This window comes from Pseudomonas sp. P867 (assembly GCF_019891455.1).
Classification (GTDB): Bacteria; Pseudomonadota; Gammaproteobacteria; order Pseudomonadales; family Pseudomonadaceae; genus Aquipseudomonas; species Aquipseudomonas synxantha_A.
The window spans coordinates 184,316-198,308 of sequence record NZ_JAFLXB010000001.1 but is presented as its reverse complement, the minus strand read 5'-3'; the positions used below and the strand labels follow the sequence as shown (position 1 = coordinate 198,308).

Annotated in this window: 14 protein-coding genes; 2 read left to right on the top strand and 12 right to left on the bottom strand. The window is 58.3% G+C overall.

Annotated elements, in window-relative coordinates:
• The 3 genes from J1G33_RS00965 to kdgD all read right to left on the bottom strand — a co-directional run bounded on the left by J1G33_RS00965 (position 1) and on the right by kdgD (position 3,948).
• Positions 1-1,365, bottom strand: a complete 1,365-nt coding sequence (locus tag J1G33_RS00965; protein ID WP_032877798.1) for an MFS transporter — start codon at positions 1,363-1,365, stop codon at positions 1-3.
• Positions 1,366-1,536: 171 nt separating this feature from the next.
• Positions 1,537-2,982, bottom strand: a complete 1,446-nt coding sequence (locus J1G33_RS00960) for an aldehyde dehydrogenase family protein (protein WP_223017588.1) — start codon at positions 2,980-2,982, stop codon at positions 1,537-1,539.
• A gap of 54 nt (positions 2,983-3,036) precedes the next feature.
• Positions 3,037-3,948 carry a 5-dehydro-4-deoxyglucarate dehydratase gene (gene kdgD, locus J1G33_RS00955; RefSeq protein WP_005784786.1) on the bottom strand — a complete coding sequence of 304 codons (912 nt, stop codon included), beginning with the start codon at positions 3,946-3,948 and terminating at the stop codon, positions 3,037-3,039.
• Positions 3,949-4,185: 237 nt separating this feature from the next.
• Between kdgD and J1G33_RS00950 the strand changes: the two genes are divergently transcribed.
• Positions 4,186-5,343, top strand: a complete 1,158-nt coding sequence (locus J1G33_RS00950; protein WP_223017587.1) for a phospholipase — start codon at positions 4,186-4,188, stop codon at positions 5,341-5,343.
• Positions 5,344-5,481: 138 nt separating this feature from the next.
• On the opposite strand, the gene J1G33_RS00945 is transcribed toward J1G33_RS00950, so the two are convergent.
• The 8 genes from J1G33_RS00945 to rplM form a co-directional block, all read right to left on the bottom strand.
• Positions 5,482-6,231, bottom strand: a complete 750-nt coding sequence (locus J1G33_RS00945; protein ID WP_223017586.1) for a FadR/GntR family transcriptional regulator — start codon at positions 6,229-6,231, stop codon at positions 5,482-5,484.
• Between the two features lie 158 nt (positions 6,232-6,389).
• Positions 6,390-6,809 carry a ClpXP protease specificity-enhancing factor gene (locus J1G33_RS00940; RefSeq protein WP_223017585.1) on the bottom strand — a complete coding sequence of 140 codons (420 nt, stop codon included), beginning with the start codon at positions 6,807-6,809 and terminating at the stop codon, positions 6,390-6,392.
• Between the two features lie 17 nt (positions 6,810-6,826).
• Positions 6,827-7,444: a glutathione S-transferase N-terminal domain-containing protein gene (locus J1G33_RS00935; protein ID WP_005784778.1), complete on the bottom strand. Its 618-nt coding sequence runs from the start codon at positions 7,442-7,444 to the stop codon at positions 6,827-6,829.
• Between the two features lie 148 nt (positions 7,445-7,592).
• Positions 7,593-8,372, bottom strand: a complete 780-nt coding sequence (locus J1G33_RS00930; RefSeq protein WP_032877802.1) for a cytochrome c1 — start codon at positions 8,370-8,372, stop codon at positions 7,593-7,595.
• Positions 8,372-9,583: a cytochrome bc complex cytochrome b subunit gene (locus tag J1G33_RS00925; protein WP_032877803.1), complete on the bottom strand. Its 1,212-nt coding sequence runs from the start codon at positions 9,581-9,583 to the stop codon at positions 8,372-8,374. Before J1G33_RS00925 ends, J1G33_RS00930 begins: the two co-directional genes overlap by 1 nt.
• The gene (petA, locus tag J1G33_RS00920) at positions 9,583-10,176 is read right to left on the bottom strand and encodes a ubiquinol-cytochrome c reductase iron-sulfur subunit (RefSeq protein WP_032877804.1); all 594 of its coding nucleotides are present in this window, start codon (positions 10,174-10,176) and stop codon (positions 9,583-9,585) included. The genes J1G33_RS00925 and petA overlap by 1 nt, the downstream gene beginning before the upstream one ends.
• Positions 10,177-10,441: 265 nt before the next feature.
• Complete coding sequence (gene rpsI / locus J1G33_RS00915; RefSeq protein WP_002555064.1) at positions 10,442-10,834, bottom strand: 30S ribosomal protein S9; 393 nt, start codon at positions 10,832-10,834, stop codon at positions 10,442-10,444.
• Between the two features lie 14 nt (positions 10,835-10,848).
• Positions 10,849-11,277, bottom strand: a complete 429-nt coding sequence (gene rplM / locus J1G33_RS00910) for a 50S ribosomal protein L13 (protein WP_003171742.1) — start codon at positions 11,275-11,277, stop codon at positions 10,849-10,851.
• A 249-nt stretch (positions 11,278-11,526) separates the two neighbouring features.
• Here rplM and J1G33_RS00905 point away from each other — a divergent pair, with 249 nt between their 5' ends.
• Entirely contained in the window at positions 11,527-12,567 is a 1,041-nt protein-coding gene (locus tag J1G33_RS00905; protein WP_032877805.1) for an NADP(H)-dependent aldo-keto reductase, read from the top strand.
• Between the two features lie 113 nt (positions 12,568-12,680).
• Here the strand turns inward: J1G33_RS00905 and J1G33_RS00900 are convergent, their stop codons facing one another.
• Positions 12,681-13,817 carry an acyl-CoA dehydrogenase family protein gene (locus J1G33_RS00900; protein ID WP_032877806.1) on the bottom strand — a complete coding sequence of 379 codons (1,137 nt, stop codon included), beginning with the start codon at positions 13,815-13,817 and terminating at the stop codon, positions 12,681-12,683.
• Positions 13,818-13,993: the final 176 nt, after the last annotated feature.

Genomic DNA, 13,993 nt, shown 5'->3' with positions numbered 1-13,993 from the left:
TCAGGAATGCGCTTGGGAAAGGTTGGTCAACTCAGGGCCTTTGGCGGGCGGCTCTTTGAGCACCACGCGCTTGATCGGGCCGACAATCACCAGGTAGCTGAACACTGCGACCAGCGCGTTGGCGCCGACGAACACCAGGGCCCATTTGAACGAGCCGGTAGTGCTGATGATGTAGCCGATGACAATCGGCGTGGTGATCGACGCCAGGTTACCGAAGGTGTTGAACAGGCCGCCACTGAGGCCGGCGATCTGCTTCGGCGAGGTGTCGGACACTACCGCCCAACCCAGTGCGCCAACGCCTTTGCCGAAGAACGCCAGGGCCATGAAGCCCACCACCATCCATTCGATGTCCACGTAATTGCAGGCCACGATACTGCTGGAGATCAGCAGGCCACCAATGATCGGCGCCTTGCGTGCAAAGGTCAGCGAGTGGCCTTTACGCAGCAGGTAGTCAGAAATCACCCCGCCGAGCACACCGCCGATAAAGCCGCAGATCGCCGGCAACGAGGCGATAAAACCAGCCTTGAGAATGGTCATGCCGCGATCCTGCACCAGATACACCGGGAACCAGGTCAGAAAGAAGTAGGTGATGCCGTTGATGCAGTACTGGCCCAGATACACGCCGAGCATCATGCGGTTGGTCAATAACTGGCGTATGTAATCCCACTTCGGCCCATCAGTTTTCTTACCCTTGCCCTTGTCCTGATCCATGTCGACCATCGCGCCGTTGGCAGCGATGTGGTTGAACTCGGCCTCGTTGATCATCGGATGCTGGCGCGGGCTGTGGATAACTTTCAGCCAGATCATCGAGAACACGATGCCGATCACGCCCATCACGATAAACACATGCTGCCAGCCGAAGCGGTAGACGATCCAGCCCATCAATGGCGCAAACAACACCGTGGCGAAGTACTGCGCCGAATTGAAGATTGCCGATGCGGTGCCGCGCTCAGCCGTAGGAAACCACGCCGCAACAATACGGGCATTGCCCGGAAACGACGGCGCCTCGGCCAGGCCCACCATAAAGCGCAGCATGAACAGCGCCACTACGGCGGTGGAGACGCCAAACTCACCGACATAGCCTTGCAGCACGGTGAATAGCGACCAGGTGAAGATGCTCAAGGCGTATATTTTTTTCGAGCCGAAGCGGTCGAGCAGCCAGCCGCCAGGAATTTGCCCGGCCACGTAAGCCCAACCGAATGCGGAGAAGATGTAACCGAGGGTGACCGCGTCGATGCCGAGGTCTTTTTGCAGGCTGGAGCCGGCGATGGCGATAGTTGCGCGGTCGGCATAGTTGATCGTGGTCACCAGAAACAGCATGAGCAGGATCAAATAGCGGACATGGGTCGGCTTGGTCGCTTGCATGAAGAGGTACTCCCACTAATTATTTTTTTTGCGGGTAATGATTTTTTGTTTTTCCTGTGGGAGCCGGGCTTGCCCGCAATGCAGACACCTCGGTGTGTCAGCAAGACCGAGGTGATGCTATCGCAGGCAAGCCAGCTCCCACATAAAGCCAGTGCCACAGGATGCTGCGTATTACGAGCCGATATAGCTGGTCTTCACCACGGTGTAGAACTCTTGCGCATAGCGACCTTGCTCGCGCGAACCGTAGGATGAGCCCTTACGGCCACCGAATGGAACGTGGTAGTCCACACCCGCCGTCGGCAGGTTGACCATCACCATCCCGGCCTGGGAGTGGCGTTTGAAGTGGTTGGCGTACTTCAGCGACGTAGTGGCGATACCCGCCGACAGGCCGAATTCGGTGTCGTTGGCCATGGCCAGCGCCGCCTCGTAGTCAGCCACACGCACCACGTTGGCCACCGGGCCGAAAATTTCTTCACGGCTGATGCGCATCGCCGCTTCGCTGTCGGCAAACAAGGTCGGCGCCAGGTAATAGCCTTCGGTGTCGCAGGTCACCAGGCCGCCACCGCTGACCAGCCGCGCACCTTCGCTTTGGCCGATGTCGATGTATTTCATGTCCTGGTCCAACTGGGCCTGGGACACCACTGGCCCGATGTCGATGCCGGTATGCAACGCGTGGCCGACCTTGATCGACTTCATGCGCTCAGCCATTGCCGCAACAAACCGGTCGTGAATACCGGCGGTGACAATCAAACGGCTCGACGCGGTGCAACGCTGGCCGGTGGAATAGAACGCGCTCTGCACCGACAACTCCACCGCCTGCTTGAGGTCGGCGTCATCGAGGATGATCTGCGGGTTCTTGCCGCCCATTTCCAACTGCACTTTGGCCTGGCGCGACACACAATTGACGGCGATCTGACGACCCACGCCAACGGAGCCGGTGAAGCTGATGCCATCGACTTTCGGGCTGTTGACCAACACGTCACCGACGACACGACCGCTGCCCATCACCAGGTTGAACACACCAGCAGGGAAACCAGCGCGAGAAATGATCTCCGTCAGGGCCCAGGCGCAACCCGGCACCAGCTCCGCAGGTTTGATCACCACGCAGTTGCCGTAGGCCAGGGCCGGGGCGATTTTCCACGCGGGAATGGCAATCGGGAAATTCCATGGAGTAATCAGCCCCACCACGCCAAGGGCTTCGCGAGTCACTTCAACGCTGACGCCCGGACGCACCGAGGGCACGTAATCACCTGAAAGGCGCAGGCATTCACCGGCGAAGAACTTGAAAATATTACCGGCGCGGGTCACTTCGCCGATGGCTTCGGGCAGGGTCTTGCCCTCTTCCCGGGCCAACAAGGTGCCGAGCTCTTCGCGACGGGCAAGGATTTCACTGCCGACTTTATCCAGCGCGTCGTGGCGCGCCTGGATACCGGACATGGACCAGGCCGGGAAAGCGGCGCGGGCCGCGTCAATGGCCGCGTTGACTTGGGCCACGTCCGCTTTGGCGTATTCGCCGATGACATCGGACAAATCAGACGGGTTGATATTGGTGCAATAGTCGGCGCCGGTTACCCATTCACCGTTGATGTAGTTTTCGAAACGCTTTGCTTGGGACACAAATCTTCTCCTGACGCAAAAGGCCGCTGATTGCTCAGCGGCCTTGTGGATAATTTATTGCGCGCCTTGCTTGTCGATCAGCGCGGCCAGGGCTTCGTATTCTTCCGGCAACAGATCGGTCAGCGGCGTACGCACCGGGCCGGCGTCATACCCGACAATTTTCGCGCCAGCCTTGACGATGCTCACTGCGTACCCGGCTTTGCGATTACGGATGTCCAGGTAAGGCAGGAAGAAGTCATCGATGATCTTGTCGACGGTGACGTGATCTTCGCGGGCAATGGCGTGGTAGAAGTCCATGGCGGTTTTCGGGATGAAGTTGAACACCGCCGAGGAGTACACCGGCACTCCAAGGGCTTTGTAGGCCGCGGCGTAAACCTCTGCAGTCGGCAGGCCGCCGAGGTAGCTGAATCGGTCACCCAGGCGGCGACGGATCGACACCATCAGCTCGATATCACCCAGGCCATCCTTGTAGCCGATCAGGTTCGGGCAACGTTCGGCCAGACGCTCCAACAGCGGCGCGGTCAGGCGGCAGACATTGCGGTTGTAAACCACCACGCCGATCTTGACCGACTTGCACACCGCTTCAACGTGGGCAGCAACCCCGTCCTGGCTGGCTTCGGTGAGGTAGTGCGGCAGCAGCAGCAAGCCTTTGGCACCGAGGCGTTCTGCCTCCTGGGCGTACTCGATGGCCTGGCGGGTCGAACCGCCCACACCGGCAAGAATCGGCACGCTGGACGCGCAAGTGTCCACGGCGGTTTTTACCACTTGGGAATATTCGCTGGCAGCGAGGGAAAAAAACTCACCCGTCCCACCGGCTGCGAACAACGCGGTGGCGCCGTAAGGGGCTAGCCATTCGAGGCGCTTGATGTAGCCCGCCTGGTGGAAGTCACCCTGGGCGTTGAAATCGGTCACCGGGAAAGACAGCAGACCGTGGGAGAGGATGGACTTCAGTTCTTGTGGATTCATTATTCGAACACCCTGGGCGAAGACTTTCTGAGGAAAGCGTTGTTGTTGGTTTTGATAATGTCGTACGTCATCGTACAACTATAAAAAGATTCGTCAACTGCAATTCGTTGAGCCTCCGCTCGCACCTGACGTGTGGATTGCAACTCTTGACGTAGGAAATTTCTCACCTATAGTAACTTTAGCTGTATATACATACAGTTAAAAAGGAAGATTCCCACGACATAGCAAGGAGCTAACATGTCAGGTCTTGAACTAGCAGTACCCGAGAAACTCCCGCCAATCCTGCGTTTTGAAGGGGGTGAACACACCGCCATCGGCGATGAAACCCTGCTGCGCTTCGCCAAGGACGCTGCGGCGATTCCTGCACACCAGGTGCAATTGCATCTGCCCAACGGGCTCGCGCTGACCTACGGCCAAGTGATCGCTTTGGGTGGCGATTTCTATGGCATCCCCGGCCAAGCCATCAGCGATGGCGCCTCTGCGGCCGAGCGCGTGCAACGTTTCACTGCAGCCTTCAACTCTCTCGCCGTATTGCCCGCCTCACGGGAAGAGGCGCAGAAGATCCTGGCGGTGATGCAAAAGGAAATCAACGCCGTCAAGCAGGCGATCAAGGATGGCAAACAACCCCATGAAGCCTACGACGCACTGGGTGATACGTTGTCGGAGGAGTGGAACCGCATCACGGGTGGCGGCAGCGCTGTTTCGGCCCTGATTCCCTTGGGACGCTACCTCAAGCTGGCAGCGGACAATGCCGATCACTTCGGTGAGTGGGCCTTGTCCGCGTACCTGGCCGGTCACACGGCGGCGCTGCAACAAGCCGTTGTGGCCCACCAGACGGGTACCGACCAGGCCCTGGAACTGGCCTATGCGATGAACAGCTTCGCTGATCACTTCTTGACCGACCTGTTTTCTGCCGGGCACCTGCGAGTGCCGCGCAAACAGTTGGCAGCCGTTGTGACGCCAGGTGAACTGGGCTCGCTGATCAGCCGCTTCATGCACGACGAAGACAGCAAGTTCGGGCTCAAGGTGCGTAATGCCATGGGTGATCAGTGGCATGCCTACGGCGACAAGCGCTACTTCGACAGCATCGACGCCGATAATCGCGTGCAGGTAAAACGTGCGGTGCAGGCTTCGGCAGACGAAATCTTCGAAACCTTCATCAGCGGCGTCACGCCCTCCCCGGCCAGCTTCAAGGCACCGCTGTATGTGCCCGACCTGAACGCCGCGCAAAACCCGGCGAATAACTTCTCGCCGTTGTTCAAGATGGAGGGGGACAAGGTGCTGCGGCGCAAGGACGTCAATGACCTGAACGACAAACACTGGACCAATGATTGGTGGGGGTGGAGTACGTATCTGTTGCTCAAAGACTACAAGCCCAATCAACCCGCCAGCTAAACAGGCCCGGTACTCCAGATAATGGAGATCAAATGTGGGAGATGGCTTGCCTGCGAATGCACTGGTTCAGTAACAAACTCAATGACTGACACACCGCTATCGCAGGCAAGCCAGCTCCCACACGGGATATGGCAAACCTCAGCCGCGCTGCGCTTCTGCCTCTTCATGGGCATGGCGCAGCCGCTCACGGCTGTTGGTCAAATGCAGACGCATGGCCGCCCGCGCCGCATCCGAATCCTGACGGGCAATTGCCTCATAGATTTCTTCGTGTTCGCGACTCAGGCGGCTCATGTAATCCTGTTGGTCATCATGGGCCAGGCGCGCCGAATTCAAGCGGGTACGCGGAATGATGCTGGTACCCAGGTGGGTCATGATGTCGGTGAAGTAGCGGTTGCCGGTAGACAGTGCAATTTCCAGGTGGAAGGCAAAGTCTGACGCCACCGCATCACCAGCGTGGGCCGCACTTTCATTCAGCGCATCAAGGGCCGCACGCATGGCGGCCAGTTGTGCATCACTGCGACGCAAGGCGGCAAGGCCCGCCGACTCTACTTCCAGGCTGATACGCAGCTCCAGAATCGCCAGCACATCACGCAAGGTCACCACGGTGGCCGGGTCAATGCGGAAACCGCTAGGGCTGGGCGTGTCCAACACAAAGGTGCCGATACCATGGCGGGTCTCGACCTGCCCCGCCGCCTGCAAGCGCGAGATGGCCTCGCGCACCACGGTGCGGCTGACGCCGTGGGCGTCCATGATCGCCGACTCGGTAGGCAGTTTATCGCCGCGTTTGAGCTGGCCATCGCGGATCTGCTCGGACAACACCGTGACCAATTCCTGGGCAAGGCTGCGGCGCTTGCGGGGCAGACGTGGAGCGGCGCTGGCGTTTTCCATGATGAACCATCTTTCTCGGCGAACTGAAGACCGCATCATAGCCCATGGTGGTTGTACGATCACCGTTGTGGCGCGACTTTCATCCATATCCTTCGCGCAAAAAAATGCCCCGACAAACGTCGAGGCATTTTTCAGAGGGGTCTGAAGGCAAAATCCGCCTACTTCACCACTTTCAAGCTCGGCCGACCGCTAGGACGCGGCGGCTCGCTGTCCGATGGCGGTAGATCATCACCGCCTTCACCGTCGATCGTTTCGTCGTCCTCGAAAGGCGACTCCAGATCGAACACCATGCCTTGGCCATTCTCCCGGGCGTAGATCCCGAGGATGGCACCAATCGGCACGAACAGCGTATGTGGTACGCCACCGAAACGCCCTTCAAAGCTCACCGCTTCGTTGTCCATGTGCAGATGGCGCACGGCACTGGGCGATACGTTCAGCACGATTTGTCCGTCGCTGGCGAAACCCTGTGGCACATCCACCTTGGGAAACTCGGAATTGACCAGCATGTGCGGTGTGCAATCGTTGTCCACAATCCACTCATAGAGCGCGCGGACCAAATAAGGTCGACTGGAGTTCATCAACGGCTCCTTAAGCCTTAGCGCATATCGCGTTCGACACCAGACAGACTCGCCTGGAAAGCCTCACGCGCAAATTGGCGCTCCATGTAATCAAGCAGCGGCTTGGCCGGCCGTGGCAGTTCAATGCCCAGGATCGGCAAGCGCCAGAGTATGGGTAATAGGCAGCAATCCACCAGGCTTTGTTCCTCACTGAGGAAAAAAGGTTTATCAGCGAACAGCGGCGAAACACCGGTCAGGCTTTCGCGCAATTCCTTGCGCGCCTGCACCCGAGCGGCTTCCTTAGAACGCGAATCCAAAATGACATCCACCAGCCCGCACCAGTCACGCTGGATCCGATGGATCAGCAGGCGGCTGTTGGCACGCGCTACCGGGTACACCGGCAGCAAAGGCGGATGCGGGTAACGCTCATCCAAGTATTCCATCACCACGGTTGACTCCCACAACGCCAGGTCACGATCGACCAGGGTGGGCAAGCTGCCGTAAGGGTTCACTTCGATCAGTTTCGGCGGATGACGGCCCGCCTCCACACTGATGATCTCGGCGCTGACACCCTTCTCTGCGAGCACGATGCGTACTCGGTGGGAATAGTGGTCGGCGGGGTCGGAGTAACAGGCCAACCGATTGGTCACGCCCATGGCGGTCCTCCTCGCTTGTTGAAATTATCGAAAGCTCAAAAACGAGCGCGCCCAGAGAGCATCTCTGTAACGTCCGGTCAAACCAGGCGTTACGTGTTCAGAGATGCCGCTGGGCGCGCAAGATTAACAGCAATTGCTTACGGTTGGATCAATGCACATCCTTCCAGTATTCGCGCTTGAGCAGATAAGCGAATACGAAGAAGAAAGCCAGGTACAGCAAGACGTACGTACCGATGCGCTGGTGCTGCAGTTTGACCGGGTTGGCCGAGTAGGCCAGGAAGGTCACCAGGTTCTTGACCTTCTCGTCGAACTGCTCTTCGTTCAGCGTACCGGTCTTGGGCACGATGGTCAGTTGATCGCATGCTTCATGGGTCAGAGGCGTACCGGTCAACGGATCATATTGCTTCTTGCCGTCTTCAACGACCTGAACCTGCTTGCATCCTACCACTTGACGACCCTGCAGGCCGACCAGAACGTTCGGCATGCCGACGTTCGGGAAGACTTTGTTGTTCACGCCATACGGGCGCGCAGGGTCTTCGTAGAAGGATTTCAGGTAGCCGTAGAGCCAGTCGGTGCCGCGCACGCGGGCCACCAGGGTCAGGTCGGGCGGTGCGGCGCCGAACCAGGCCTTGGCATCGGCCGGTTGCATGCCGGTGTTCATGTGGTCGCCGATCTTCGCGCCAGTGAACACCGCGTGGCTGAGCATCACTTCATGGGGGATGCCCAAGTCATCGGCGACACGCTCGTAACGTTGGAACTTGGCGCTGTGGCAACCCATGCAGTAGTTGGTGAATGTACGCAGCCCATCCTGCATGGCGGCCTTGTCAGACACATCGATATCGACTTTTTCCAGCTGCGCGCCATGCTCGGCGGCGAAGGACAGTAGCGGCAGAGCCGCAAGCACGAATGCAACGAATAATTTTTTCATCAGCCAGTCACCCTTTCCGGAACCGGTTTGGTCTTCTCGAGCCGGGTATAGAACGGCATCAGAATGAAGTAGGCGAAGTACAGGAAGGTGCAGACCTGCGACAGCAACGTACGCTCGGGGGTCGGCGCCAGCACGCCTAGCACGCCCAGGATCACGAACGAAATGCAGAACACCCACAGCCAGATCTTGCTCAGCCAGCCTTTGTAGCGCATCGACTTGACCGGGCTCCGATCGAGCCACGGCAGCACGAACAGCACCGCGATGGCTGCGCCCATGGCGATCACGCCCATGAGTTTGTCGGGGATCGCACGCAAGATCGCGTAGAACGGCGTGAAGTACCAGACCGGGGCAATATGCTCGGGCGTCTTGAAGGCGTTGGCCTGTTCGAAGTTAGGTTTCTCCAGGAAATAACCACCCATCTCCGGGAAAAAGAACACGATCGAGCAGAACACAAACAGGAACACCACTACGCCGACAATGTCTTTCACGGTGTAGTAAGGGTGGAATGGAATGCCGTCGAGCGGGATGCCGTTCTCGTCCTTGTGCTTCTTGATGTCCACACCATCAGGGTTGTTGGAACCCACTTCGTGCAGTGCCAGGATGTGCAGTACCACAAGGCCCAGGATCACGATCGGCAGGGCCACCACGTGCAAGGCGAAGAAGCGGTTCAGGGTGATGCCGGAGATCAGGTAGTCGCCACGAATCCACTGGGTCAGGTCGTTGCCGATCACCGGGATTGCACCGAACAGCGAGATGATCACCTGGGCGCCCCAGTACGACATCTGGCCCCATGGCAGCAGGTAGCCCATGAAGGCTTCGGCCATCAGCGCCAGGTAGATCAACATGCCAAACACCCACACCAGCTCACGCGGCTTCTGGTACGAACCGTAGAGCAGGCCACGGAACATGTGCATGTAGACGACGATGAAGAACGCTGACGCGCCTGTGGAGTGCAGCAGGCGCAGGATCGAGCCGTACTCGACGTCGCGCATGATGTATTCGACGGAAGCAAAGGCCTCTTCCGCCGACGGGGTGTAGCTCATCGTCAACCACACGCCGGTGACGATCTGGTTGACCAGCACCAACAAGGCCAGGGAGCCAAAGAAGTAGAAGAAGTTGAAGTTTTTTGGCGCGTAATATTTGCTGAGATGGTCTTCCCACATTTTGGTGGCGGGGAAGCGCGCATCCACCCAATCCATGAACTTGCTCATCACGCGTTCTCCTTGTCGAGGCCAATGACTATGAGGTCGTCAGTTTCGTAGGTATGCGGAGGCACGGGCAGGTTCAATGGAGCAGGCTGGGATTTGTAGACACGGCCAGCGAGGTCGTAGTGCGAGCCGTGGCAGGGGCAGAAATAACCACCGACCCAATCCTTGCCCAGATCGACAGGGGCCACTTCCGGGCGGAAGGTAGGCGAGCAACCCAAGTGGGTACACAGACCAACCAGCAACAGGATCTCTGGCTTGATCGAACGCATTTCGTTCTTGGCGTAGGCGGGCTGATCGGAATTTTCGGATTTCGGGTCAGACAACTGGCCTTCGATCTTTTTCAGATTCCCCAGGATTTCCTCGGTACGGCGAACAATGAAAACCGGCTGGCCGCGCCATTCAGCAATCATCTGCTGACCTGGCTCGATCTTGCTGACATTCACCTTCACCGGTGCACCTGCGGCTTTCGCCTTGGCACTGGGAAACCATGACCCCACGAACGGGACCGCAGCCCCCACCGCTCCTGCAGCACCCACCACGGATGTGGCTGCTACCAAGAAGCGACGCCGGCCTGCATTCACGCCGTCATTGCTCATTCAGTCCTCTCCCATCAGCTTTTTGGCCTGTTAAATCAGGCGTCTACTAAGTGTTGAATCTTTACTTATAAAAATTTTGACGGATGGTAATGAAAAGCCCCACGTATGACAAGGGAATTGCCCGGGCCTCCGCCCTCAGGCCTTGTAGTATAGGGGGTCTACGGATGTGGCAAGTTGTCACGGCGAAAAATGTGCATAAATCGCAGGCAATAAAAAACGCCCAGCTCCGTGAGGAGGCTGGGCGTTTTCTGGAACGTAAAGCGAATTAACGCTTCGAGTACTGCGGACGCTTACGCGCTTTACGCAGACCGACTTTCTTACGTTCAACTTCACGAGCATCGCGAGTAACGAAGCCAGCTTTGCGCAGAGCGCCACGCAGGGTTTCGTCGTACTGCATCAGAGCGCGAGTGATACCGTGGCGGATTGCGCCAGCTTGACCACTTACACCGCCACCGATAACGGTGACGTAGATGTCGAACTTTTCAACGGTCTCGGTCAATTCCAGCGGCTGACGAACTACCATGCGGGCAGTTTCGCGACCGAAGAAGTTGTCCAGGGAGCGGTTGTTGATCGAGATGTTACCAGTGCCCGGACGCAGGAAAACGCGTGCGGTTGCGGTTTTGCGACGGCCAGTGCCGTAATTTTGAGTCGCCGACATAATGAACTATTCCGTTAAAACTTCAGTTCTTGGGGCTGCTGAGCAGCATGAGGGTGTACAGCGCCCGCATAGACTTTCAGCTTGCGAAACATATCGCGACCCAGTGGGCCCTTCGGCAGCATGCCTTTGACCGCGATTTCGATCGGGGCTTCAGGCTTCTTGGAGATCAGGCCTTCAAAGTTGGAAGACTTGATACCGCCTGGGAAACCGGAGTGACGGTAGTACATTTTGTCTTGCGCTTTGTTGCCGGTAACACGTACCTGCTCAGCGTTGATGATCACGATGTAGTCACCGGTATCAACGTGCGGGGTGTATTCAGGCTTGTGCTTGCCACGCAGACGGCTGGCGACTTCAGTGGCCAGACGACCCAGGGTCTGACCAGCGGCGTCGACGACAAACCAGTCGCGCTGAACTGTTTCCGGTTTTGCAGTAAAAGTTGTCATTCTTTAATAGCCTCAGGGGCCGCCCTGTAAATTAGACGGCGGATCTTACTGAATAGTGCGTACTTTGACAAGTCAAAGGCAGCCGGATACAGACGCTATCGGGGGCTCGGGTCGGCGCGTCCGTTCAACGGCAAGATTCTTCGGCAGGCGGCGCATCACTTCCACTGCAGAAAGAGGTGGGCAATTATGCAGATTGCGAAAAAAAATTCAACCTGCTTTTATGATTGTTTTCCCCTGAAGGAGTACCCGATGGATTACCGACAGCTGGGCCGCACCGATCTGAACGTCAGCGCCATCGCGTTGGGCACCATGACCTGGGGCGAGCAGAACAGCGAGGCAGAGGCTTTCGCGCAGATCGAACGGGCAAAGGGCGCGGGGATCAACTTCCTCGATACCGCAGAAATGTACCCGGTACCGCCCAAGGCCGACACCTATGCCACCACCGAACGCTACATCGGCAACTATTTCAAAAGCCGTGGCGACCGCGCCGACTGGATCCTCGCCAGCAAGATCGCCGGCCCCGGCAACACCATCGACTACATCCGCGATGGCTACCTGCGTCACAACCGCAAGCACATCACCCAGGCGCTCGACGCCAGCCTCAAGCGCCTGCAGACCGACTGGATCGACCTCTACCAACTGCACTGGCCGGAACGCAGCACTAATTTCTTCGGCCAACTGAGCTACAAGCACAAGGACGAAGACGACCTCACCCCCCTGGAAGAAACCCTCGAAGCCCTGGATGAACAGGTCAAGGCCGGCAAGATCCGCCACATCGGCCTGTCCAACGAAACCCCATGGGGCACCATGAAGTTCCTCGCCCTGGCCGAAGCCCGTGGCTGGCCGCGCGCGGTGTCGATCCAGAACCCATACAACCTGCTCAACCGCAGCTTTGAAGTGGGCCTGGCAGAAATCGCCATCCGTGAGCAGTGCGGCTTGCTGGCCTACTCACCACTGGCGTTCGGCATGCTCAGCGGCAAGTACGAAGGCGGCGCACGGCCGGCCAAGGCACGCCTGACCGAGTACAGCCGGTTCAGCCGTTACTTCAACCCGCAGTCGGAGGCGGCGTGCAGCCGCTATGTGGCATTGGCGCGGGAACATGGCCTGGACCCGGCGCAGATGGCCCTGGCGTTTGTGACGCAGCAGCCGTTTGTGACCAGCAATATCATTGGGGCTACGTCGCTGGAACAGTTGGATAGCAACATTGCCAGTGCCGAGTTGAAACTGTCGAAAGAGGTGTTGGAAGGGATTGAGGCGATTCAAAAGGATCATCCAAACCCCGCGCCTTGATTGACCTTCAGACCGCCATCGCAGGCAAGCCAGCTCCCACATGTTGATCTGTGAATACCGTCAAATGTGGGAGCTGGCTTGCCTGCGATGAGGCCATCAAGAGCACCAGACAATCAAAGTGCCCGCGCAATAATCTCCTTCATGATCTCATTGGTTCCCGCATAAATGCGCTGCACCCGCGCATCCGCCCAGGCCCGGGCAATCGGGTATTCCCACATGAAGCCGTAGCCGCCGTGCAACTGCACGCACTCATCGAGCACCTTGCATTGCAAGTCCGTGGCCCAGTACTTGGCCATCGCCGCTGTCGGCACGTCCAGCTTGCCTTCCAGGTGCAACGCCATGCATTTGTCGACAAACACACGGCCGATCTGAATCTCGGTGGCCATCTCGGCCAGCTTGAATCGGGTGTTCTGGAAGTCGGCAATCGCCTTGCCGAACGCCTTGCGCTCGCGGGTGTAATCCAGGGTCCATTGCAATGCCGCTTCGGCTGAAGACAGTGCGCCTATCGCTACGGTCAAACGCTCTTGAGGCAGTTCCTGCATCAGGTATGCGAAGCCCATACCGGCCTGGCCCAGCAGGTTTTCCTTGGGCACCCGCACGTCCTGGAAAAACAACTCCGAGGTGTCCTGGGCCTTCATGCCGACTTTCTCAAGGCGCTTGCCCTTGTCGAAACCGGGCGTGCCAGCCTCCACCAGAAACAGGCTGGTGCCCTTGGCGCCGGCCTTGGGATCGGTCTTGGCGACTACGATCACCAGATCGGCCAGGTAACCGTTGGTGATAAAGGTCTTGGAGCCGTTGATGACGTACTCATCGCCGTCCAGCACTGCCGTGGTCTTGACCCCTTGCAGGTCGGAACCGGCGCCCGGCTCGGTCATGGCAATTGCCGTGACCATCTCCCCGCAGATCAACTTGGGCAGGTATTTGTGCTTAAGCGCTTCACTGCCGTAATGCAGGATGTAGGGCGCGACGATATCCGAGTGCAGAGAAAAGCCGATGCCGGTCAACCCCAGGCGGCTGACTTCTTCGATCACCACCGCGCTGTAGAGGAAATCTGCGCCCAGGCCGCCATATTCCTCCGGCAGGTGGGAACACAACATGCCCGCCTCCCCCGCCTGGTTCCACAGGCTCCGGTCGATATAGCCCTGCTTTTCCCATTGCCCATGAAAGGGCGCGGCGTGTTTTTCGAGGAAGGTGCGCACGCTCTCGCGGAAGAGTTCGTGCTCCGAGCTGAACAAGGTTCTGGGGATCATGGGTCACCTGCGTGGATTGTCGGACAAGGACGAGCCCACAGAGCCTATGCCCCGATGGCGTCACGGGACACTGGACACATGCGACAAAAAATAAGACGATCCAGCCGTCTGGTGACCACTTTCCCCTATAAGAATAAATGAAATTATGTCTAACCAAATCTCCACGCCCCTGCGGC

Bases quoted from the DNA above. Each gene is read 5' to 3' on its own strand.
- J1G33_RS00945 (WP_223017586.1), bottom strand. From the start codon at position 6,231: ATGGAAAACGCCAGCGCCGCTCCACGTCTGCCCCGCAAGCGCCGCAGC.
- petA (WP_032877804.1), bottom strand. From the start codon at position 10,176: ATGAGCAATGACGGCGTGAATGCAGGCCGGCGTCGCTTCTTGGTAGCA.
- kdgD (WP_005784786.1), bottom strand. From the start codon at position 3,948: ATGAATCCACAAGAACTGAAGTCCATCCTCTCCCACGGTCTGCTGTCT.
- J1G33_RS00950 (WP_223017587.1), top strand. From the start codon at position 4,186: ATGTCAGGTCTTGAACTAGCAGTACCCGAGAAACTCCCGCCAATCCTG.
- J1G33_RS00925 (WP_032877803.1), bottom strand. From the start codon at position 9,583: ATGAGCAAGTTCATGGATTGGGTGGATGCGCGCTTCCCCGCCACCAAA.
- J1G33_RS00965 (WP_032877798.1), bottom strand. From the start codon at position 1,365: ATGCAAGCGACCAAGCCGACCCATGTCCGCTATTTGATCCTGCTCATG.
- rpsI (WP_002555064.1), bottom strand. From the start codon at position 10,834: ATGTCGGCGACTCAAAATTACGGCACTGGCCGTCGCAAAACCGCAACC.
- J1G33_RS00905 (WP_032877805.1), top strand. From the start codon at position 11,527: ATGGATTACCGACAGCTGGGCCGCACCGATCTGAACGTCAGCGCCATC.
- J1G33_RS00900 (WP_032877806.1), bottom strand. From the start codon at position 13,817: ATGATCCCCAGAACCTTGTTCAGCTCGGAGCACGAACTCTTCCGCGAG.
- J1G33_RS00930 (WP_032877802.1), bottom strand. From the start codon at position 8,372: ATGAAAAAATTATTCGTTGCATTCGTGCTTGCGGCTCTGCCGCTACTG.
- J1G33_RS00940 (WP_223017585.1), bottom strand. From the start codon at position 6,809: ATGAACTCCAGTCGACCTTATTTGGTCCGCGCGCTCTATGAGTGGATT.
- rplM (WP_003171742.1), bottom strand. From the start codon at position 11,277: ATGACAACTTTTACTGCAAAACCGGAAACAGTTCAGCGCGACTGGTTT.
- J1G33_RS00935 (WP_005784778.1), bottom strand. From the start codon at position 7,444: ATGGGCGTGACCAATCGGTTGGCCTGTTACTCCGACCCCGCCGACCAC.